This is a genomic window from Acidisarcina sp. (genome assembly GCA_035539175.1).
GTDB lineage: Bacteria > Acidobacteriota > Terriglobia > Terriglobales > Acidobacteriaceae > JANXZS01.
In genome coordinates this window covers 1,237,403-1,256,785 of the sequence record DATLIY010000007.1, presented here as the reverse complement: position 1 = coordinate 1,256,785, position 19,383 = coordinate 1,237,403, and the positions used below count along the sequence as shown (strand labels likewise).

General features: G+C 61.2%; 20 protein-coding genes. 7 read left to right on the top strand and 13 right to left on the bottom strand.

The features are described from left to right. Positions 1–73 precede the first annotated feature (73 nt). The 7 genes from VM554_08010 to VM554_07980 form a co-directional block, all read right to left on the bottom strand. Positions 74–1,261 carry a glycoside hydrolase family 27 protein gene (locus VM554_08010; GenBank protein HVJ08315.1) on the bottom strand — a complete coding sequence of 396 codons (1,188 nt, stop codon included), beginning with the start codon at positions 1,259–1,261 and terminating at the stop codon, positions 74–76. A 116-nt stretch (positions 1,262–1,377) separates the two neighbouring features. Further along, the gene (gene moaC, locus VM554_08005) at positions 1,378–1,857 is read right to left on the bottom strand and encodes a cyclic pyranopterin monophosphate synthase MoaC (protein ID HVJ08314.1); all 480 of its coding nucleotides are present in this window, start codon (positions 1,855–1,857) and stop codon (positions 1,378–1,380) included. 4 nt (positions 1,858–1,861) lie between these two features. After that, positions 1,862–3,139, bottom strand: a complete 1,278-nt coding sequence (gene glp, locus VM554_08000) for a gephyrin-like molybdotransferase Glp (protein HVJ08313.1) — start codon at positions 3,137–3,139, stop codon at positions 1,862–1,864. A gap of 72 nt (positions 3,140–3,211) precedes the next feature. Continuing rightward, positions 3,212–3,892, bottom strand: coding sequence for a radical SAM protein (locus VM554_07995; protein ID HVJ08312.1), 681 nt, complete (start codon positions 3,890–3,892; stop codon positions 3,212–3,214). Between the two features lie 5 nt (positions 3,893–3,897). Then, positions 3,898–4,275 carry a 6-carboxytetrahydropterin synthase QueD gene (queD, locus tag VM554_07990; GenBank protein HVJ08311.1) on the bottom strand — a complete coding sequence of 126 codons (378 nt, stop codon included), beginning with the start codon at positions 4,273–4,275 and terminating at the stop codon, positions 3,898–3,900. A 125-nt stretch (positions 4,276–4,400) separates the two neighbouring features. Continuing rightward, a complete protein-coding gene (locus VM554_07985) occupies positions 4,401–4,652 on the bottom strand; it encodes a hypothetical protein (GenBank protein HVJ08310.1) in 252 nt (83 codons plus the stop codon). Positions 4,653–4,717: 65 nt separating this feature from the next. Beyond that, the gene (locus tag VM554_07980; protein ID HVJ08309.1) at positions 4,718–6,703 is read right to left on the bottom strand and encodes an ATP-dependent DNA helicase; all 1,986 of its coding nucleotides are present in this window, start codon (positions 6,701–6,703) and stop codon (positions 4,718–4,720) included. Positions 6,704–6,898: 195 nt separating this feature from the next. Between VM554_07980 and der the strand changes: the two genes are divergently transcribed. Continuing rightward, the gene (der, locus tag VM554_07975) at positions 6,899–8,374 is read left to right on the top strand and encodes a ribosome biogenesis GTPase Der (GenBank protein HVJ08308.1); all 1,476 of its coding nucleotides are present in this window, start codon (positions 6,899–6,901) and stop codon (positions 8,372–8,374) included. Between the two features lie 36 nt (positions 8,375–8,410). On the opposite strand, the gene VM554_07970 is transcribed toward der, so the two are convergent. The 5 genes from VM554_07970 to VM554_07950 form a co-directional block, all read right to left on the bottom strand. Continuing rightward, a complete protein-coding gene (locus VM554_07970; protein ID HVJ08307.1) occupies positions 8,411–8,923 on the bottom strand; it encodes an isoprenylcysteine carboxylmethyltransferase family protein in 513 nt (170 codons plus the stop codon). An 8-nt stretch (positions 8,924–8,931) separates the two neighbouring features. Then, positions 8,932–9,159 (bottom strand): CDGSH iron-sulfur domain-containing protein, encoded by a 228-nt coding sequence (locus tag VM554_07965; protein HVJ08306.1) that lies wholly within the window; start codon positions 9,157–9,159, stop codon positions 8,932–8,934. A gap of 120 nt (positions 9,160–9,279) precedes the next feature. After that, the gene (locus VM554_07960) at positions 9,280–10,440 is read right to left on the bottom strand and encodes a hypothetical protein (GenBank protein ID HVJ08305.1); all 1,161 of its coding nucleotides are present in this window, start codon (positions 10,438–10,440) and stop codon (positions 9,280–9,282) included. A 130-nt stretch (positions 10,441–10,570) separates the two neighbouring features. After that, a complete protein-coding gene (gene trmFO / locus VM554_07955; GenBank protein ID HVJ08304.1) occupies positions 10,571–11,947 on the bottom strand; it encodes a methylenetetrahydrofolate--tRNA-(uracil(54)-C(5))-methyltransferase (FADH(2)-oxidizing) TrmFO in 1,377 nt (458 codons plus the stop codon). Further along, positions 11,944–12,432 (bottom strand): GNAT family N-acetyltransferase, encoded by a 489-nt coding sequence (locus tag VM554_07950; GenBank protein ID HVJ08303.1) that lies wholly within the window; start codon positions 12,430–12,432, stop codon positions 11,944–11,946. Before VM554_07950 ends, trmFO begins: the two co-directional genes overlap by 4 nt. A 186-nt stretch (positions 12,433–12,618) precedes the next feature. Between VM554_07950 and queC the strand changes: the two genes are divergently transcribed. Together queC and VM554_07940 are read left to right on the top strand one after the other, a co-directional pair. Then, positions 12,619–13,341 (top strand): 7-cyano-7-deazaguanine synthase QueC, encoded by a 723-nt coding sequence (queC, locus tag VM554_07945; GenBank protein ID HVJ08302.1) that lies wholly within the window; start codon positions 12,619–12,621, stop codon positions 13,339–13,341. An 88-nt stretch (positions 13,342–13,429) separates the two neighbouring features. Beyond that, the gene (locus tag VM554_07940) at positions 13,430–14,521 is read left to right on the top strand and encodes a tetratricopeptide repeat protein (GenBank protein ID HVJ08301.1); all 1,092 of its coding nucleotides are present in this window, start codon (positions 13,430–13,432) and stop codon (positions 14,519–14,521) included. Positions 14,522–14,683: 162 nt separating this feature from the next. Here the strand turns inward: VM554_07940 and VM554_07935 are convergent, their stop codons facing one another. Then, positions 14,684–15,376 (bottom strand): hypothetical protein, encoded by a 693-nt coding sequence (locus VM554_07935; GenBank protein ID HVJ08300.1) that lies wholly within the window; start codon positions 15,374–15,376, stop codon positions 14,684–14,686. Positions 15,377–15,432: 56 nt separating this feature from the next. On the opposite strand from VM554_07935, the gene VM554_07930 reads away from it, so the two are divergent. From VM554_07930 to VM554_07915, 4 genes are read left to right on the top strand one after another with little or no spacing between them, the layout of a single operon-like run. Continuing rightward, entirely contained in the window at positions 15,433–16,725 is a 1,293-nt protein-coding gene (locus VM554_07930) for a 3-deoxy-D-manno-octulosonic acid transferase (protein HVJ08299.1), read from the top strand. Beyond that, positions 16,722–17,720, top strand: a complete 999-nt coding sequence (lpxK, locus tag VM554_07925; protein HVJ08298.1) for a tetraacyldisaccharide 4'-kinase — start codon at positions 16,722–16,724, stop codon at positions 17,718–17,720. The genes VM554_07930 and lpxK overlap by 4 nt, the downstream gene beginning before the upstream one ends. Before the next feature lie 34 nt (positions 17,721–17,754). Further along, positions 17,755–18,834 carry a glycosyltransferase family 9 protein gene (locus VM554_07920; protein ID HVJ08297.1) on the top strand — a complete coding sequence of 360 codons (1,080 nt, stop codon included), beginning with the start codon at positions 17,755–17,757 and terminating at the stop codon, positions 18,832–18,834. Further along, positions 18,831–19,382, top strand: coding sequence for an isoprenylcysteine carboxylmethyltransferase family protein (locus VM554_07915; GenBank protein ID HVJ08296.1), 552 nt, complete (start codon positions 18,831–18,833; stop codon positions 19,380–19,382). Before VM554_07920 ends, VM554_07915 begins: the two co-directional genes overlap by 4 nt. Position 19,383: the final 1 nt, after the last annotated feature.

Genomic DNA, 19,383 nt, shown 5'->3' with positions numbered 1-19,383 from the left:
AAAACTCTGGAAGTGGGCTCTTTGAAAAGATCCAGGATCTATCTAAGGTTCCGGCAGACTCGCGCCAGAGAACCTATTTGCTGACGAGGAGCAGGATGACGCCGTGGGTCTCCGGTTTGAATTTGGAGCCATCGGTGAGCCTTCCCAGATCCTTGTCTGCCCATACGTCGCGAGCCTTCACCGGGCCGGAGACGCCAATATCCTTGAAGTGAAGGGTGACAGGGTATTCGTTGCTGCGAACATCTCCGCGGTTGAAGATGGCCACGGCCTTCGATCCGTCCTTCAGCGGCTTCGTCCAGATCTCGATGGGGCCTTCAGCATAGACTCGATCTCCCTGCACGCCGAGCGCATCCTGATCGATGGCAAGGACTTCCTTTTTCTTCAGAATCTCAAGAATCTCCGGCTTCATATGCGAGAGATCGTTGCCTGCCAGCAAGGGAGCCGCCAGCATGGCCCATAGCGTCATGTGGGTTCGGTTTTCGTTCAGATTCATCTTGCCGTTGCCCACTTCGAGCATGTCAGGATCGTTCCAGTGTCCGGGCGCGGCAAACTTCGACAGGCCGGCCTGCGCGAATCCGATGACGGACATGCGGTCGAAGTCAGGGGAGATGTCTCCCGTCGTGCGCCACAGGTTGGCGCCCACCTTCGGTCCCCATTCCCACACCGCGTCCCAGCCATACTGGCAAAGGCTGTAGACAATAGGCCGGCCGGACTTGGCAAGGGCCTGCTGCATCTTTGCATACGCTTCATGCATCAGGGCCATCTGCTTCTCAAAGTCGCCCGGGGCCTGCTTCTGCATGACGTCGGGGATGTAGCTGCAGAGATCGTACTTGAGATAGTCGATGCCCCATTCGGCGTACATCTTCGCATCCTGGTCTTCGTGGTTGTAGCTGCCCGCATACCCGGCGCAGGTCTTCGGTCCAGGGGAGGAGTAGATGCCGATCTTCAGCCCCTTTGAGTGGACATAGTCGGCCAGGGCCTTCATGTCCGGAAACTTGCTGTTGGTATGAAGTATGCCCTGGGCGTCGCGCTCTCCCTCCCAGGTGTCATCGATGTTCACATAGATATAGCCGGCGTCCCGCAAGCCGGTGGAGACGAGTGCATCGGCGGCATCGCGGACTGACTTGTCATCGACTTTGTCGGCGAAGTAGTTCCAGCTATTCCATCCCATGGGCGGAGTGGCCGCAATCCTGGTGGTCTGAGCTGACAGCATGAGTGGTGTCAAAAGGACGGTGGCAAGCAGGCTGCAAAGTCGTCGCACAAGCTCTCCTTGAAAACGATTCCATGCCACTCTAAGCGGGGAAATCAGACACGTCAAAGGTATTTGCAGAAGTGAGGGCCCCAAATTGGTCCGCAGGGTCCGCTCCGGGACTGGAGTCAGCGGCGTTCTTTGCTGCTGCGCAGGTAGTCGCCGCTCTTTCCCCCGGATTTCTTTTCGAGCACGATGCTCTGGATTTCGATCCCCTTGTCGAGCGCCTTGCACATGTCGTAGACCGTCAGGGCGGCGACCGCGGCGGCGGTAAGGGCCTCCATCTCCACTCCCGTAGCGGCAGTGGTAGCAGCGGTAGTTCGGATGGCAATGCCGCCCTGCACGACAGTCGCTTCCACATCGAGGAACGTGAGGGGCAGCGGGTGACACATGGGGATGAGATCCGCGGTCTTCTTGGCTGCCTGGATGCCGGCAAAACGAGCAACCTCCAGCGGATTGCCCTTGGCGTTGCTGGGAAGCGCTTCCAATACCGCAGGCGAGAGCGCAACAAAGGCGGATGCCACCGCCTCGCGCCGTGTCTCGGCCTTGGCGCTTACGTCCACCATGTGAGCGCTGCCGGAATCGGTGTAGTGCGAGAGCTTTTCCATGGCATCAGCCTATCAGCAGAACGCTCACCATTTCGCCCGTCTGCATCGTTTCCCGGCCTTCGTCGAGATCGCCGGGAACGACAACATAGCAATTTGCCTTGGCATTCCCCGCAAGATCACCGGAGCCCTGCCAGCGGATTGGCCGCACGCTGGGCGAGAGATTCTGCGTTTCCAGCGTTGCAGGTAGGAAGCGGGTGAGTCCTGGTTTGAGGGTCAACTCGCCGTCCAGATGAGCCAGGGCAAAGCGCGGGGCTCCGCCGGTTTCCCCCGCCAGCGCGTTCAACAGCGGGTGGACAAAGAGCGTGAAGGTGACCATCGTCGAGACAGGATTGCCGGGGAGTCCGAAAAAGTACGTAGGGCTATGCGAGCCGGTCTGCGGCAGGCGTCCGAAGACGATGGGCTTGCCGGGCTGGATCTTCGCGCCGGTGAAGAAGAACTCCGCGCCAAGGTTCTTCAGCGCCTCTTCGACAAAATCGAATCGGCCCATCGAGACGCCGCCGGAGAGTATCAGTAGATCGGCTCCGCAATCATGGATGGCGTGCGCGATGGCCGCCTGGGTTGCCTCGCAGTTGTCGCGCAGGATGGGTTGGATGAGGGCCTCTGCTCCGCTCTGCCTAACCTGTGCGGCCAATGAGTAACTGTTAGAGTTACGAATCTGGAATGGCCGCGGAGTCTCGCCGATTTCGACGAGCTCATCCCCCGTGGCCTGAATCGCAACCAGCGGCTTGCGGAAGACTTTCAGGGTTGCATATCCGCAGGATGCGGCTATTGCGATGTGTCGCGCGCCGATGCGTGTGCCGGGCGGCAGCAGCAGCTCTCCTTTTGCCGCTTCGCTGGCGGCGGGAACCACGTTTTCCCCGTGGAGAAGCCTTCGCCCGCCTGCCAGCCGCAGGCTCGATCCATCCCGCTGCGTATGCTCGATCATCACCACGCAATCGGCGCCGGATGGCAGCGGCGCACCGGTCATGATCTCAACCGCTGCCCCGGGTTCGAGCGGGTCTGCCCAGATTTCTCCTGCCCTGACCATGCCTGTTACCCGCAATGGCTGCGTCATCAACTCGGCTGCGCGGCAGGCAAAGCCATCGCGTGTGGAGCGGTCAAAGGGGGGCTGGTCGCGATCGGCAAAAACCGGCTCGGCAAGTACCCGGCCTGCAGCCGATGTCAGGGGAACGACTTCTTCGGCAATAGCGCGTCCGGCGGCCCATTGCGCGGCGTGTTCGCGGATCACGCTGGAGGCTTCCGCGAAGCTCAAAACAAGCGAGGGTGCCGAATCCGATGGCATGGCTCCGATTGTAGACAGATCGAGGCGCCAGCGCACCACGGCACAGCAGGTATATGGAGTTTTCTGGCGGGATCAGACGCCCTTTTTCAGCGGCTCCCAGATGAACTTGTGAATCTGCAGGCTGAGGCGCGCCTCCAGGCCGTCGGCCAGCATCCACTCCACCAGTTCGCGCGGATTCAGCAGGCAATTCTCGGCGGTTCTCTCCGGAGTGGGAGTCTTGCTGAAGGCGGGGGAGAGCAGCACCGCTCCCACCTTGGCGGCCAAGTCATGTTCCGCCAGAAAGCTGCGCGCAAATTCGTAATCCTTGCGGTTACTGATGACAAATTTCACCTCGTCGCGTTTGGTCAGGGCCTCAAGGTTGGGCAGGTGGAAGCTGCCGCACTCGCCCGAGCCCGGACACTTGACATCGACGATCTTGTGCACCGATTTGGGGACATCGGCCAAAGGCCGCTCGCCGCTGGTTTCGATCATCAAGGTGTAGCCCTGCTCCAGCAGTCGCTGCATCAGCGGCAGCAACTCCTTCTCCTGCAGCATGGGCTCGCCGCCGGTGAACTCAATTAACTTTACCGGGGCCAGTTTCTCAATCTCGGCGATGACCTGGTCGGCGTCCATCTTGTGGCCGCCGGTAAAGGTGTACTCGGAGTCGCACCAGTTACAGCGCAGGTTGCACCCCGCCAGCCGCACAAAAATGCACGGCAGGCCGGCGAAGCTCGATTCGCCCTGAACCGACTTGTAAAGCTCAATGAGATACACGCGGCTTACTCGTAATACGTGGCAGTGGTGGTGTCGGTTTCGTAGATGGTGCAGTCCTTCACGGTGACGCGGCCCGAGGTCATTTCGTGGAGCTGCTTGTTCGTCTCGTCGTAAAAGTAGCGCGCCAGATTTTCCGCCGAGGGATTGATCTCGGTAAACGGGGGAAGGTCGTTGATCATCTGGTGATCGAGGTAGTCAATCACCGGGCGCATGACCTGTTTCAGCAGCTTGAAGTCCAGCAACAGCCCCGCTTCATCCAGCGCCGGGCCGCGAAGCGTGACTTGAACCTTGTAGTTATGTCCATGCGGATTCTCGCACTTGCCGCGATAATTCCTCAGGAAGTGGCCGGAGGAGAATCCTGCCTCGACTGTTACTTCGTACATTCTGTTTCTCGTCCTGTCCGGGGCCAATATGCCCCATCTACCATTGTAAAGCTGCAGTCACGAAATCACCGCCTCGAGTGCAGGCTGGGGACGGGGTCGCCGGAACGCAGCCGGTTGAACTCTGCTCAGTGTCCGCGCTCGCGCTCCCTGCGCCGACGCTCCTCGTTGCGGCGGTCCACCTGTTCGAACATCGCCGTAAATGTGCCGGCCAGCGCCGTGATCAGGCCGGCAACAGCGAGCATCAGGCCAGTGGTCTTCCAAAGGGAGCCATTCCCCGGCAAGCCCGGCTGGTAGGCGCTTGAAGTGAGCGTCATCGCACAGGAGACCAGAGCAAACACCAACAGCGTTCCAGCCAAGATATAGAGATTACGAGACATAATCGAGCGGCGACCTGACTCTCCTATGCTAGCAGCGCACAGGGGGAGGAGTAGAAATCTCCGTGCTACTTGCTTGCATCCACCGCAAAAAAGCTCTCTACCTCGCCAATATCCTGGGTCACGCGGTAGGGCGGCAGCGACTCCAGAAAGACCTTGCCGTAGCGCTGGCGCTGGATTCTTGGATCGAGCAGCATCAGCACCCCGCGGTCTTCCAGCGAGCGGATGAGCCGGCCAAATCCCTGCTTGAGCGTGATGACGGCCGACGGCACCTGATACTCGAAAAACGGGCTGCCGCCGCCATCTTCGACCGCACGCATGCGCGCGGCCACCACCGGATCCGTTGGCACAGCAAAGGGCAGGCGATCGACAATCACGCAGCTTAACGCCTCGCCCTGCACATCCACGCCCTGCCAGAAGCTGGAGGTGCCAAACAGCACGCCATTCGGAGTATTGCGAAACTCCTCCAGCAGCGCCTTGCGAGGCGCCGTTCCCTGGAGGAGAAAGGGATAGTCCAGCTCCGATCGCAGGCGGTCATGCAGATCCCGCATCTGCTGGTAGCTGGTGAAGAGGCAGAAGGCCCGGCCCCGGGTAATGGAAAGCACTCGACGAATCCGCCGGGCGGCCTCTACCTGGTAATTGGGATCGCGCGGGTCGGGCATCTCCGGCGGCAGGTAGAGCAGTGCCTGCTGCTGATAGCGAAAGTGCGACGGCACCACCAGCTCCCGCGCATTGCGCATGCCCAGACGCTTGCGGATATGCGCAAAACCCGATTGCACGGTGAGCGTCGCCGAGGTGAGGACTACGCTCGGGTAGTTCTCGAACAGCAGTTCGCTGAGCATCTCTGAGACATCGATCGGCGTGGCCTGCAGATACGTGTTGCGTGAGGCTGCCCGCATCCCGCCAGCCGATCGCCGCTCGATCCAGAAGACGGTGTTGTGATCATCGGCCTCAAGCAGAAAGCGCAGGTGCTCGCGAATATCTCCAACTCTCTTTTTCAATCCCGGAGCTTCGTCCACCCCGCGCACGCGGTCCAGTTCGCCCTCCAGGCGATGCAGCGCATTCGTTGCGCCAAGATAGATGTCGCCATGCACCTCAAGAAAATCCTCGCGGCCGGTGAAGGCCATGCGGCCATCCGGCCCCTGCGGCAACACGGCAAAGAGCATGCGGGAGCGCTCACGCAGCAGTTCTACCGCGTTCTGTATGCCGCTGGAGAACGCCTTCTTCTTGCGCAGCATCGTCTCGACGTCGCGCGCCATCTCCTCAAAGCGGACGTTGCTCAGGCTGATGCCGAAATAGCTGGAGGCCACATCTTCCAGCTCATGCGCCTCGTCAAAGACGACGGCCGCGGCCTCGGGCAGTACGCCTGCATCGGGCGCGGCCTTTGCCTGCAGCTTGATGGCGAGATCGGCGAAGAAGAGGTGGTGATTGACAATAATCACGTCGCTTTCGAGAGCCTTGCGCCGCATCTCCGTAATGAAGCATCGCTCGTAGTCGGGACAGGTGGTGCCCAGGCAGGCTTCGCTGCGGGCATCGAGCTTGGTCCACAGCGGGCTGTTCTCCGGCAGGGCATCGATCTCCGCGCGATCCCCGGTCTCGGTCGTCTTCTCCCATTGCGCAATCTGGTGGAACTGGTCGATCTCCTCCAGGCCATTCAGAATCGGCTGATCGCGCAGGGCATACAGCTTGTGGCGGCAGAGATAATTGCCGCGCCCCTTCATGTAGCACACCCGCAGCGGCCCCAGCATCGACTCCAGAAAGGGAACATCCTTGAAGAAGAGCTGCTCCTGCAAATTCTTGGTGCCGGTGGAGATAATGACGCGGCGCCCTGTACGCAGGGCAGGCAGCAGGTAGGCAAGCGTCTTGCCGGTGCCCGTTCCAGCCTCGACGATCAGGTGGTGATGCTCCTCGAGCGCTCGCTCCACCGCCTTGGCCATCTCCAACTGCCCGCGCCGGAATTCATAGGGCAGGTTGGAACGCGACAGTACGCCTCCTGGAGAGAAGAAGTCGTGGAGGGACGGCAGCGAAGAGCTGGTGGGGGCAGATGTGGCCACGGGGTTCCGGAGGTGCTTCTTTCTATAATAGCCAGATGCCCGCCCGCGGGAATAGCCAGACGCCCCCGCGAGGAACGGGGAGTGCCCGAAAGCAGCATTTGTACCGCCGGCAGGGTAGGATCAAGGTTGGCCAGTAATCTGTGTCAGGCCGGATGAGTGCGGCATACGCGCGTCCAGAAGCAGCGGAGCAGGATTTTGCGAAAAACAACACGAGTGTCGCGCAGGGGAAGTCCAACCATCACCGAGGGGCTTCCGCTCATCGCCATCGTCGGCAGGCCGAACGTCGGCAAGTCGACCCTCTTCAACCGCCTGACAGGCTCTCGCCGCTCCATTGTGGGCGACGAGCCTGGCATCACGCGCGACCGCATCTATGGCGAGGTCCAATGGCAAGGCCGCACTGCGCGCCTGGTGGATACCGGCGGCGTTCTGCCGGACGACGATGACCTGATACCCGCGGCAATCTTCGAGCAGGCGCAGGTGGCCCTCGAGGAGGCGGACGTGCTGGTGATGGTCGTCGATGGCCGCACCGAGCTGGCGGCGCCGGACCTGGATCTGGCGCGCATCCTTCTGCGCAGCGGCAAACCCGTCTTCCTTGCCGTCAACAAGATTGACGCCGAAAAAATGGAGGCCTCCGCGGAGAACTTCCGCAGGCTCGGCTTCCGGAATATTCAGGCTATCTCCGCCGAGCATGCCCTCGGCATCGGAGACCTGCTGGAGCAGGTGTTTGCCGCGCTGCCCCCAGCGGCGACGCCCGAGCCAGAGGCTGCCAGCGCAGCCGCGCCCGAGGATGAAGCCGCGCAGGGTGAGGATGCAAACGGCGAGCCGCTGCATCGCACGCATGGCGAATTTGAACAGCACGAGACCAAGGTTGCCATCATCGGCCGCCCCAACGTCGGCAAAAGCACGCTGCTGAACGCGCTCACAGGCTCCTCGCGAGCCATCGTTTCGCCGGTGGCAGGAACCACCCGCGACGCCGTCGATGAGTTGATGGAGTACGACGGCAGCAAGTTCCGCTTCGTCGATACTGCCGGCATCCGGCGCAAGGGCAAGACGACCGAAATGGCGGAGAAGCTGTCTGTCGTGATGGCGCGGCGACATCTGGAGGCTGCGGACGTGGCCTTACTGGTGATCGATGCGACCGAGGGCGTCACCTCCTCCGACGCAACTATTGGCGGATACGCCCACGAGAGCGGCCGCTCCATCATTCTCGTCGTCAACAAGTGGGACCTGGTCACCACTGGCCGCACCGACGGCAAGCCACCCGCCGACCGCGAGATTTTTGAGCAGCAGCTTCGCAATGTGCTGAAGTATCTGGCCTATGCTCCGGTGGTCTTCATCTCTGCCGCGCAAGGCAAAAACATCAAGCGCGTCCTCGAACTGGTCAAACAGGTCTCCATCGAGCGGCGCAAGCGCGTCACCACAGGGCAGATGAATCGCTTTCTGGAGAAGATCGACTTCCAGCGTGCGCCCGTGCCGCTCTCCAAGCGCATGCGCATCCTCTACATGACGCAGGCCGCAGTCGCACCGCCAACCTTCATCCTGTTTACCGATCGCGATGTCAAGCTGCACTTCAGCTTCGAGCGTTTTCTTGAGAACCAGATTCGCGAAGCCTTTGGCTTTGAGGGCTCGCCGATCTGGTTCAAGATCAAGGCGCGGAATGCCAAAGAGTAAACAGGGCTGTCGCTATGCTGGGAGCGCGTCGCGGTGCTATCCCCAAGGCGTCCGGCGGGGAATCCATCGCGGAACGTGGCGGCAGAACTCCTCATAGGACTCGCCATAGGTGCGACGCAGCTTCGGCTCCTCGTAGCCTATGACGAAGAGATGGAAGAGCAGCGCCACAACTACGAGATACTGCACCAGGCTGCGGCTGCGGAAGAGAATTGCCTGGCCCGAGATCAGGGTCAGCATGCCCACGTACATAGGATTGCGCACGTAGCGATAGAATCCGCTGACCACCAGCACCTTTGTGGGCATCGCCGGCACCAGGGTGCCCCGGCCCACCCGCACAAATCGGATCACCGATTCAAGGAGCGGCAGCAGGCCAAGGCAGATGAGCGCAATGGCCGCGCTGCGCAGCCATAGGGACTGGGTCGCTCCATGCCAACGCGTAATTGTGAAGGGAAAATAGAAACCGACGATTCCGGGTCCGCCGAAGAGTACGAAGGCGGCGGAGATACCCCAGCGCAAAAGCGACTCGCGCCGGGACTCCGTGGATTGCATGGCGGCTCCTACTTCCTCTCCGCCGCGACTGCCGCTTCCGCTGCCTGGAAGCCGAGCTTTGAGTGCGTGCCATCGCAGAACGGTTTGTTGATAGACGCTCCGCAGCGGCACAGGGATACGGCGGGCTTTCCCGCCAGGTCGATTTCCTTGCCGTCGGTATCGATCAGCTTGATGGGGCCTTCCACACGGAGGGGACCGTTGGGGCGCAGGGTAATGGTTACTTGGTTCTCAGCCATTGCGACTCTCCTATAGTGATAGTGCTCTCATCACCATACCGGAATCCCATCCAACGGTGTATAAGCCCCCTGGCGCTATCGCTGCGGCAGTGTGTTCTTCCTTCTAGAACAGGTCGGATTTTACCAGACGGGCGGTGGCTCGATCATCGGCAAATCGCCCGGTGGACGGGGCAGACGCGGCTCCGGCGGAATAGGGGTGGCCCCGAATTGGCTCTCCAGAAGTGCCCCGAGCGCGGGATAGCGTGCTCCGAAGTAGATCACTGCGTAGCAGAGTTTGAAGACGCCGGTCACGCCAAAGACCGTGACCATCGACGAAAAATAGAGCAGCAGCAGGACTGTGGCAGCCGCAGCCACATAGATCAGGAACAGGAACTGCGCGCCCCCCATCCACAGCGAGTGATACAGCACCGCGCCCCCGGCGTAGGCCAGCAGGCCAAGCAGCGCCACCGGGATCACGAGGACAATCCCAAGGCAGGCCGAGAGCAGCGTGCTGATGACGGTACGCAGAAACAGGTAGAGCACGGTGGAACCCATGCCGCTCCTCAGCACACCGAAGAAACGCGCCAGCGCCGACTCGATGGAGGCGTCCTCGATTGCCATCGGCGGCAGCAGAAAATCTCGAATCACCGCGTCCACCAGCACTCCCAGGAAGGACAGTGCCAAAATCGCGCCAAGGAATGGCAGCAACAGGCGGAACATGACGTAGGAGTCGGGACTGGACGCGTTCGTTGTGCGCGCGATGCGGATGAAGGCGGGAAGAAAGGGTCCAATTACCGCTGCAAACATCAGTAAAAAAGCCAGTCCCGCAAGCAGGGTGATGCCGAAGTAGCGCCAGGTCTGCTGCCTATACCTGCTCCATGCCTTGCGAATCAGGCCCTGCCGGTAAATCGCGAGATCGAGAACAGTGAGGCGCAAGCGGCAGAGCAGGTAGAGGGCGACGCACAGGAGCGCGATTCCCAGGATCGCAACCACCGCGAAGAGGAGCAGCAATCCCATGCTGAGCGCCCCGACGATGCCCCATCCATCGGCCAGAAAGTTGGTTGCGGGATGCAGATGGACGGCCCTGCTATAGGGGAAGGCGTTCGCTCCCCGGACGGGGTAGGAGATCGCCGCCGAGAGGAATCCGGATTCGGCCAGCGCAACAAAGAAGCAGATTTTGAGAAAGAACCCCAGGCGAAAGGGCGCGGCCAGAATGGAGCGGGTCCGCCGAAAGGCGGGAACGAGCGCATCCACGGCCGAGATGGGCTTCAGCGGTGCGGAATACCCTGCGATCGAGTTCATATCTTCAGATGGCCTCGCACATTGCTCCCTGTGTTGCCGTTGCTTGGTTGGTGTTGCTCCGTTGCATCTCCAGCGAAAAGAATGCGATGCGCCTCAGGGTAAGCCTGCCGTGGACTCTTGCAAAGGGATTTTATTCAGGAACGGCTGCGGCTCGCAGCTCGCCATACTGCGATGCGCTCTGCGTCCACCACTGCTCGAATGCCGCCAGTGCGCGCTGGCACTGCACGCGATGGCGTTCTTTCTTGTCGCGGATGCGCTTGCGCTCCTCCTCCGCCAGTGGCACCAGCAAGTCGAACGTGATGTTGGCCGGCTGAAAGTGTTCCGGGTCGGCGTGCGTAATGTAGTGCGCCAGCGAACCGAGCGCCGTCTGCCGGGGCACGGGAACCGGCTGCCTGCCCAGTGCCATTGCTGCCGCGTAGATGCCGGCCAGCATGCCGGTGGCGATGGACTCCGTATAGCCTTCGACGCCCGAGATCTGCCCCGCAAACAGCACCGACGGGTGCTCGCGCAGGTTCAGCGTCTCCGCCAGCACGCGCGGGGAGTTGATGTAGGTGTTGCGATGAATCTGTCCGTAGCGCAGAAAGCGTGCCTGCTCCAGCCCGGGAATCAGGCGCAGGATGCGAGCCTGTTCGCCGAACTTCAGGTGATTTTGAAAGCCCACCAGGTTGTAGGAGTCGGCGCGCAGATTCTCACAGCGGAGCTGCACCACGGCCCATGGCGTTTTGCCGGTTCGCGGATCGCGCAAACCTACCGGCTTCATGCAGCCGAAGCGGAGCGTGTCCCGGCCCCGGCGGGCGATTTCCTCGATGGGCAGGCAGCCCTCGAAGTAGTCCAGCTTCTCCCACTCTTTTGATTCCACCGCCTCGGCTGCGACCAGCGCATCGTAGAAGACGTCATACTCTTCTTTCGTAAAGGGACAGTTGATGTAGTCTGCTGTTCCTTTATCCCAGCGCGCGGCAAAGTACACGCGCTCCATGTTGATGGAGTCTGCCTCAACAATGGGCGATATGGAGTCGTAGAAGGACAGGTGGCCGCTGCCCGTCAGCCGTGCGATCTCCTCCGAGAGCGCGGGCGAGGTAAGCGGACCGCTGGCAAGAATCGTGATTCCGTCGGCCGGATCGATCGCCGTCACTTCTTCCCGGTAAACATGGATGCGCGGCTCGGCTGCGATGGCCTCCGCGATCCGTCGGGAGAACTCGACGCGGTCCACCGCCAGCGCATGGCCGGCAGGAACAGCGGTGCTATCGGCCAGACGCATCAATGCGGAACCCGCCCGCCGCATCTCCTGCTTCAGCAGCCAGGGCGCGGTATTTTCGCTCTCGGATTTCAGCGAGTTGGAGCAGACCAGTTCGCCGAAGTCCGCTGTCTGGTGCGCAGGCGTTGTCTTAACCGGACGCATCTCGTACAGGGCCACTTCGCAACCCAGGCGGGCCGCGGTCAACGCGGCTTCCGGTCCGGCCAGTCCTCCGCCAATCACGCGAATGGCAGATGGTTTCCTCGTCGTCATGGCAGGCGCTCCGAGGAGGCAGCCAGATTCGGCAGCGCTTCATCCGTCACCCGCATCGTGCGCCATTGATCCAGAAACTTTGCGCCAACGCTGTGGTAAAAGTCGATCGCCGGCTGATTCCACTCGAGCACGTCCCATTGCAGGCGCGCGCATCCGTTTTCCACCGCAACCGCCGCCACGGCGGCCAAAAGCGCCTTGCCGATGCCGCGGCCACGAAACGCAGGTTGCACAAACAGGTCTTCGAGATGGATGCCGGGGCAGCCGCGCCAGGTCGACCAGTTGTAAAAGTAGAGCGCCAATCCTACGGTCTGGTTCTCGTCGATGGCTACGAACGCGTGAAAGAAGGGGGAGGGGCCAAATCCGTCGCGCAGCAGGTCGGCCTCGGTGGTCTCCACCGCGTGCGGCTCGCGCTCGTACTCGGCCAGTCCGCGGATAAGCGCCAGCATCTCCGGCGCATCTTCAGGGGTAGCGGGGCGAATTTGCATACTTCTATTAAGTCTAGACTGTTCCCGCGCCGCCCGGAATCTGGGGGGATTCAGCCGCCTCCCGCGTGGGGAAGGCGCCTCCCTGGATTTGGCGGGGGTCGTATCCCCAGGCCAGCCACCGCGAGTTGCGTCGTATGTGTCATGGCTCACAAGTGGGCCACATGGGATCTGTCGTAGCATGGAGAGATGCAACAGGAGACCGCCAATTCCGGAGCTCGCGCCAAGGCGGTTGTCTGCCTCTCCGGGGGAATGGATTCCTCCGTCTGCGCCGCTCTTGCCGCTCGCGATTATGACGCCTACGCGCTGCACTTCAGTTATGGCCAGCGCACGGAAGCGCGGGAACTGAAGAGTGCACGCGCAGTTGCCGAGGTGCTGGGGATTAAGCACTTTCTGCCGCTCGAGATGGGGCTATTCCGCAAGATCGGCGGATCTGCCCTGACGGACCCCTCCATTGCGATTCCGGAAGCACCCAGCGAGGAAGCCATAGGTGCTTCTATTCCAGTGACTTACGTCCCTTTTCGCAATGCTCATTTTCTGTCTGCGGCGGTCAGTTGGGCGGAGGTCATCGGGGCGAAACGAATCTTTATCGGCGCGGTGGAGCAGGACAGCTCAGGGTATCCGGATTGCCGTCCGCAGTATTACGAGGCATTTCAGCGGCTGATCCAAACCGGAACCCGTGACGGAGACATCGAAGTAGTTACGCCGCTTATTCAGTTAAAGAAGAGTGAGATCGTGCGTCTTGGTCTTGAATTGCGTGCACCGTTCCATTTAACGTGGTCGTGCTATTCCGGCGAAGAGAAAGCATGCGGTGTATGTGATAGTTGCGTCCTGCGGCTCAGAGCATTCCGCGATGCGGGTGCCCGCGATCCGATTCCGTACGCATCCAATCCCGGAGTTGAGGGTTGCTAATGGTTGTGAGAGGCGTGAGCCTCTAAATTGCAGTAGAAGGACCTGTAGCAGGCACAAATGCCATCGCTACGCGATCCAAGGAGATGACATGAAACGGAAGACAACACTCTGGCTGGCATTGGTATTGCTTTTCATAATGCCCGCGTTTGCACAGGAACCCACCGCGAAGATTCATGGACACAACCAGGATCCGGTCGGCGCACCCATGGCCAAGTCGACGGTCAAGCTGTCCAAGGATGGCGCTGCAAAAGATGTGAAATACTCCTTCGTCGCCGATGCCAATGGTGACTACAAGGGCGAGGGCATTGCTCCGGGCACCTATTACATCACGCTCGACAATGCAGAAGGCAAGGATGTCGATCAGTTTCCCAATGTGAAGTTCGGGCCTGGCGTGGATGTATTGCAGGACTTCGACCTGGGACGTCCGGATTACATGTCGAAGCTCACCCCTGAGCAGCGTAAAGCGGCGGAAGAACTGCGCAAGAAGAACGCCGAGGCAATGAAGGAAAATGCGCAGATCAAGAACCTGAACGCCACGCTGAAGCAGGCGCGCGACGACAACCGGGCGAAGAACTATGCGGAAGCCGAGACGCTGATGAAGCAGGCAACCACCGCCAAGCCGGATGCCTCTGTGCTCTGGCTGGAACTGGGAACGGCGCAGGCTGGTGAGAAGAAGAATGAGGACGCGCTGACCTCGCTGAACAAGGCGCTGGAACTGGAAGCCGCTTCCAAGAAGCCCAGCATTGACATCCAGGGCGCCGCGAACAATACGCTTGGCGAGGTGTACGCCAACCTCGGTAAGCTTCCTGAATCGGTAGCCGCATATGAAGCCGCCGCCAAGATCGATCCCAAGGGCGCGGCGATGTATTACACCAACTCGGCGATCATCCTCGACCGTACAGGCCATGCGGATGAGACAGTAGTGGCTGCCGACAAGGCAATTGCTGCCGATCCAACCCGTCCCATCTCCTATTACCTCAAGGGCAAGGCGCTGGTTGGCAAATCGACCATCGAGCCCAAGACCGGCAAGCTCATTGCACCTCCAGGATGTGTGGAGGCGTACGAGAAATATCTGGAGCTTGCGCCCAATGGTCCCATGGCGCCTGAGGTGAAGTCGATCCTGGCGGAGATGAGCACCCAGGTGAAGACCACTTACAAGGCACCGAATAAGAAGAAGTAATCGCTGTTTCTGCAGACAGAAGCGCCGCTCCCAGGTGGGGCGGCGCTTTCCGTTTCCAGGAGATTTATGTCTGAAGATTTGTGGGATATGCCTGCTGCGCAGAAGGCCGGATCGCGCGAACAGGCGACGCTTTCCCGGCTGCGTGGGGTCTGTTAACTGGCCCTAGTCCGAGGAGCGCTTCTCCAGATGGGGTTGGGTGGCCAGATACTTGTCGAAGGGAATCTCAAAGAAGAAGAGATCTTTACCATCGGCGGCGTGCAGCATTCGCAGGTAGAGCTTCGCTCCCTGCAGTGGATTGGCGATGCCCCGCATGTCATAAAACAGGAATCCGGCGCGGGTAGTATGCGGCTCGACGGCAAGAGCGCTGTATTCGAATGCCTTGAAGTCCGCCTCGATCTCTTTCGTCTTGGTCTTTGCCTTCTCATGGATGGGGGGCAGGGGTGCCGGCATCGGGATCCTGCGGCCTGCGTTGGCGACCGTCGTGCTGCGGCGCTCGATGTCACTGGGCAACGCCGCGGGAATCTTGTCGCCATTGGCGGTGATGAAGTGGATCCGCGCGTCGACGAGCGAGATCGGTTTATCGCCGTTGTTGGTCACAATCAGGCGGATGGGCATAAAGCCGTATTTGAGGTAATCGGCACGGAAGATAGCGGCTTTCTCATGCGTGTCATAGGGATCGGCCGCAATGGCTACGTGCTCTTCCTCGTGGATATCGACGGCGGGAAAGCTTGTTGCCGGTTCCACCGCGGGCGGGGTGTGGTCGGCCGCGGCAGCCATCAATGGGAGCAGCGGCAAGAGAAGGAGCGAGAAAAGAACGCTGGGCCGAAGGCGCATCATGTACCTGACGATTATCATTCTCCCTTAGAGCCTGCCACTAACTCGTAGAGCGGTAAAGAGGATACGAACTCAGAATGCTGCTGTTTCTGTACAGTGCCGCCTTATACCTCACCCTGCTGGTGACTGCCCCGTTCTGGCTCTTCAAGATCGCGACCACGGAGAAGTACCGGTACGGCCTGGCGGAACGGCTGGGTCGGCTGCCCCGCAGAGTGTTAGACGCGCGAGGGGCGCAACCTGTCATCTGGGTGCATGCCGTTTCGGTGGGCGAACTGCTGGCTGCCAGCCGGTTGATCGAAGAGTTGAGCGTGCGGGCCAAAGGCTACCGCGTGTTGGTGTCTACCACGACGCGGACTGGACAGGAGCTTGCGCGGGCGAGATTCGGCGAGGACCGGGTCTTCTATTTTCCCCTGGATTTTAGATGGGTGGTACAGCGCTACCTCCGCGCCGTGCGGCCTGCGCTGGTGGTTCTGCTGGAGACGGAGTTCTGGCCTAATTTTCTGGCCGCGTGCAGGGAAGCGCATATTCCAGTGGCCGTGATCAATGCGAGAATCTCCGACCGCTCCTACCCTCGGTATGTGCGCCTTCGTGTGCTATGGCGGCAGATTTTGAGCGGGATCGTCCTAGCCCTGGCGCAGACGGAAGAGGATGTGAGCCGCCTGATCGCCATTGGCGTGCCGGAGCAGCGAGTACGGCTTGGCGGAAATCTCAAGTTCGACGTGCGCACCGCTCAGCCGGCAGAGGTGACAACAGCGCTGCGATCACACATTCCGGCGGGCGGAGAAGTGCTGGTGGCGGGCAGCACGCTGGATGGGGAAGAGAAGATGATGCTGGAGGCGTGGCCGCAGGTGGTGGCCGCGGTTCCGAACTCAAGGATGGTGCTTGCCCCGCGTCATCCCGCACGCTTTGCCACCGTTGCCGCGCTCTTGCAGCGCTCGGGGATCTGGTGGGCGAGGCGCTCGGAGTGGCTGGGTGCCCCATGCGATCTGCCGCCGGGCGCGGTTTTCCTGCTGGACTCGATCGGCGAGTTGGCCTCGGTCTATTCTCTGGCCACGCTGGCGTTTGTCGGCGGCAGCCTGGTGCCTGCCGGGGGCCACAATCCACTGGAGCCGGCGCAATACGCCGTGCCGGTTGTCATGGGCCTGCATTACACGAATTTCCGTGCCATCGTGGAGACGCTACGGGTCGAAGAGGCTCTGCAGATCGTCTCGCGGGAGGATCTCGCCGACTCCCTCATCGAGCGCCTGAGCCGCCGGGAGGAGACTGCGTTGATGGGGGCGCGAGCGCAGCACATCTTCGAACGTGAGTCCGGGGCGACGGAACGCGCCATCGAGGCTCTGCGAAACCTGCTGCTGGAGGCGAATCGTTGAGGCGCCCCCTCCTGCTCCCTTTAACGCCGTTATTTCATGCGGTGGTGGCAGCCAGGAATGCTGCCTATTCCCAGGGCTGGAGAAGGCCGCGAACTCTCGCATGGCCCGTGGTGAGCATAGGCAGCATCACCGCGGGCGGTGCGGGAAAGACGCCGCTGGTCATCCGCCTCGCCGAATTGTTGCAGTCGGAGGGGGTGCGGATTGACGTTCTCTCCCGAGGCTATGGCCGAAGCAGCAAGGCCACGGAACGCGTCGCGCCCGATGGCGCGGCAGAACGCTTTGGAGACGAGCCTCTGCTTATCGCCCGGAATGCGGGAGTCCCTGTATTTGTGGGCTCCAGCCGTTTTGCGGCGGGCCTGCTGGCCGAGCAGTCGCTGTCTGGGCAGTTCCCGTCCGGCCCGGGCATTCACTTGTTGGACGATGGCTTCCAGCATCGCCAGTTGAGCCGGGCGGTGGACATCGTGCTGGTTGGTGCAGCGGATCTGGAAGACACCCTGCTCCCGGCGGGAAACCTGCGCGAGCCATTGCGAGCTTTGCGGAGGGCCAACTTCCTTGTGGTTCGCACGGAAGAGCGGGAGCTGGTGCAGCAGTTGCGGGCCAGAGGGCTGGTGCAGCCTGTCTGGCTGGTGCACCGTAGTCTGACGGTTCCCACAGTGGGAAAGCGGTCGGTTGCTTTCTGCGGGATTGCGCGTCCTGGAGATTTTTTCTCTGAAGTCAGCCGCCAGGTTGAATCTGTGGGGAGAGAGGTGGTGTCGTGGCAGAGCTTTCCCGATCATCACCGCTATACGCCCGCTGATATGGAGAAGCTGGCGCGGCTGGCGAGCTCAAACCGCGCCGACAGCTTTCTGACGACGGAGAAGGATGCGGTAAAGCTGGATGCAGGAATGCGGGATATTCTGGAACGCGCAGCACCCCTTGGAATCGTTCGGCTGGAGGTTACTCTGGAGGACGAAAAGGCGGCCATCCAAAGCCTGATACGGCAGGCGAGAGAGTAGCCCGAATCAGGCCAGCGTATGAGAGAATGAACGCTTGCAAGCCCTCAGCGACCATCTACGAGTGCTCATTGTCCGCTTCGGTGCGATGGGCGATATCATTCATGCGCTCCCGGCTGTTACGGCCTTGCGTGCGGCGCATCCGAACTGGTATTTCGGGTGGGTGGTGGAGCCGCGCTGGCGCGCCCTGCTCTGCTCAGAGTCAAAGTCGGATGATTACGGCCGCAGCGCCACGCGTATGCCCCTTGTCGATCAGATCCACCGGGCCCATACACGGCGCTGGTCGCACGAGCCATTCAGCGGCGCTACGCTGGAGGACCTGCTGCGTTTGCGGCGCGAGCTGAAGCACTATCGCTACGACATCTGCATCGATTTTCAGGGGGCCATCCGCTCGGCCATCGTCGGGCGCTGGTCGCACGCCTCCCGCATTATCGGGCAGGATCTTCCCCGGGAATCGGTGGCTCGCTGGCTGTACTCGGAACGGATTCCGATGCACGCGCCTCACGTGATCGAGCATGCACTGGAGTTGGCGGGAGCCGTTGTGGGCGAGCAACTGGACTACACGCGCGCCTGCCTGCCTCGCGACGAATACGCCGAGACATGGTGTGAGGAGTTTCTCGCAGAGAACGTCTCCGGTCCGATGGTGCTGATGAATCCGGGAGCAGGCTGGGGAGCCAAGCGCTGGCCCGCCGAACGCTTCGGCGAGGTGGCGCGTTCGCTCTCCAACGCGGGATATCGGGTGGTGGTGAATGCCGGTCCCATGGAGGAGAGCCTTGCTGCCGAGGTTGTGGCGGCGAGCGGCCGCTCCGCAATAGCGGTCGAGTGCAACGTCAGCCAATTGATCTCCTTAACCCGGCGTGCGTCGCTGGCCATCGCAGGGGACACCGGGCCACTGCACCTCGCCTGCGCCATGGGCAAACCGGTTGTCGGTATCTTTGGACCTACGGACCCAGCCCGCAATGGACCATTTGGCTGCGACTTCCGCGTGTTACGCCATCCGTCCAGCAAGCGGGATCACAGCCGAAAGGCGGAACCGGAAAAGGGGTTGCTGACCATTACGCCGGAGGCTGTGCTGAGCGCTGCACGGGAACTCCTCAACCCCGGTTCTACCGCATGAGCGGGCAGTGGCAGTCCATTGCGCGGCGCATCCGCGTCCCGATGGGCTTTGTGATTGCGGCATTGTTTCTCATCCTTGCCCGGCCGAGCGTGCGCTCGATCGAGTGGAGCCTGCTGCTCGTCATCCCCGGGGTGGCATTGCGCGGGTATGCCTCCGGCTACGTGAAGAAGAACGCGGAGCTTACCGTGACCGGACCCTATGCCTATACGCGGAATCCTCTATACCTGGGCTCGATTCTGATTGGCTTCGGGTTTGCGCTGGCCTCGAAGAGCCCTACCATCGCGGCCACGCTCGCCGTATTTTTCTTTGTGATCTATGTTCCCGTCATTCGCTCGGAGGAAGAGTTCCTGCGTTCGACGTTTCCGGAGTTTGTGGCCTACTGCCAGCATGTGCCCCGGCTTTTTCCCCGGCTGACTCCCGCGGGTCACGCGACCAGCGCAGGCAGCTTCTCGATGGCACTGTATTCTAAACACCGCGAGTACAATGCCCTTTTAGGCGCAATCAGCATCTATGCGGCTCTGCTGCTGAGGATGCGGATGCACTCTTGAA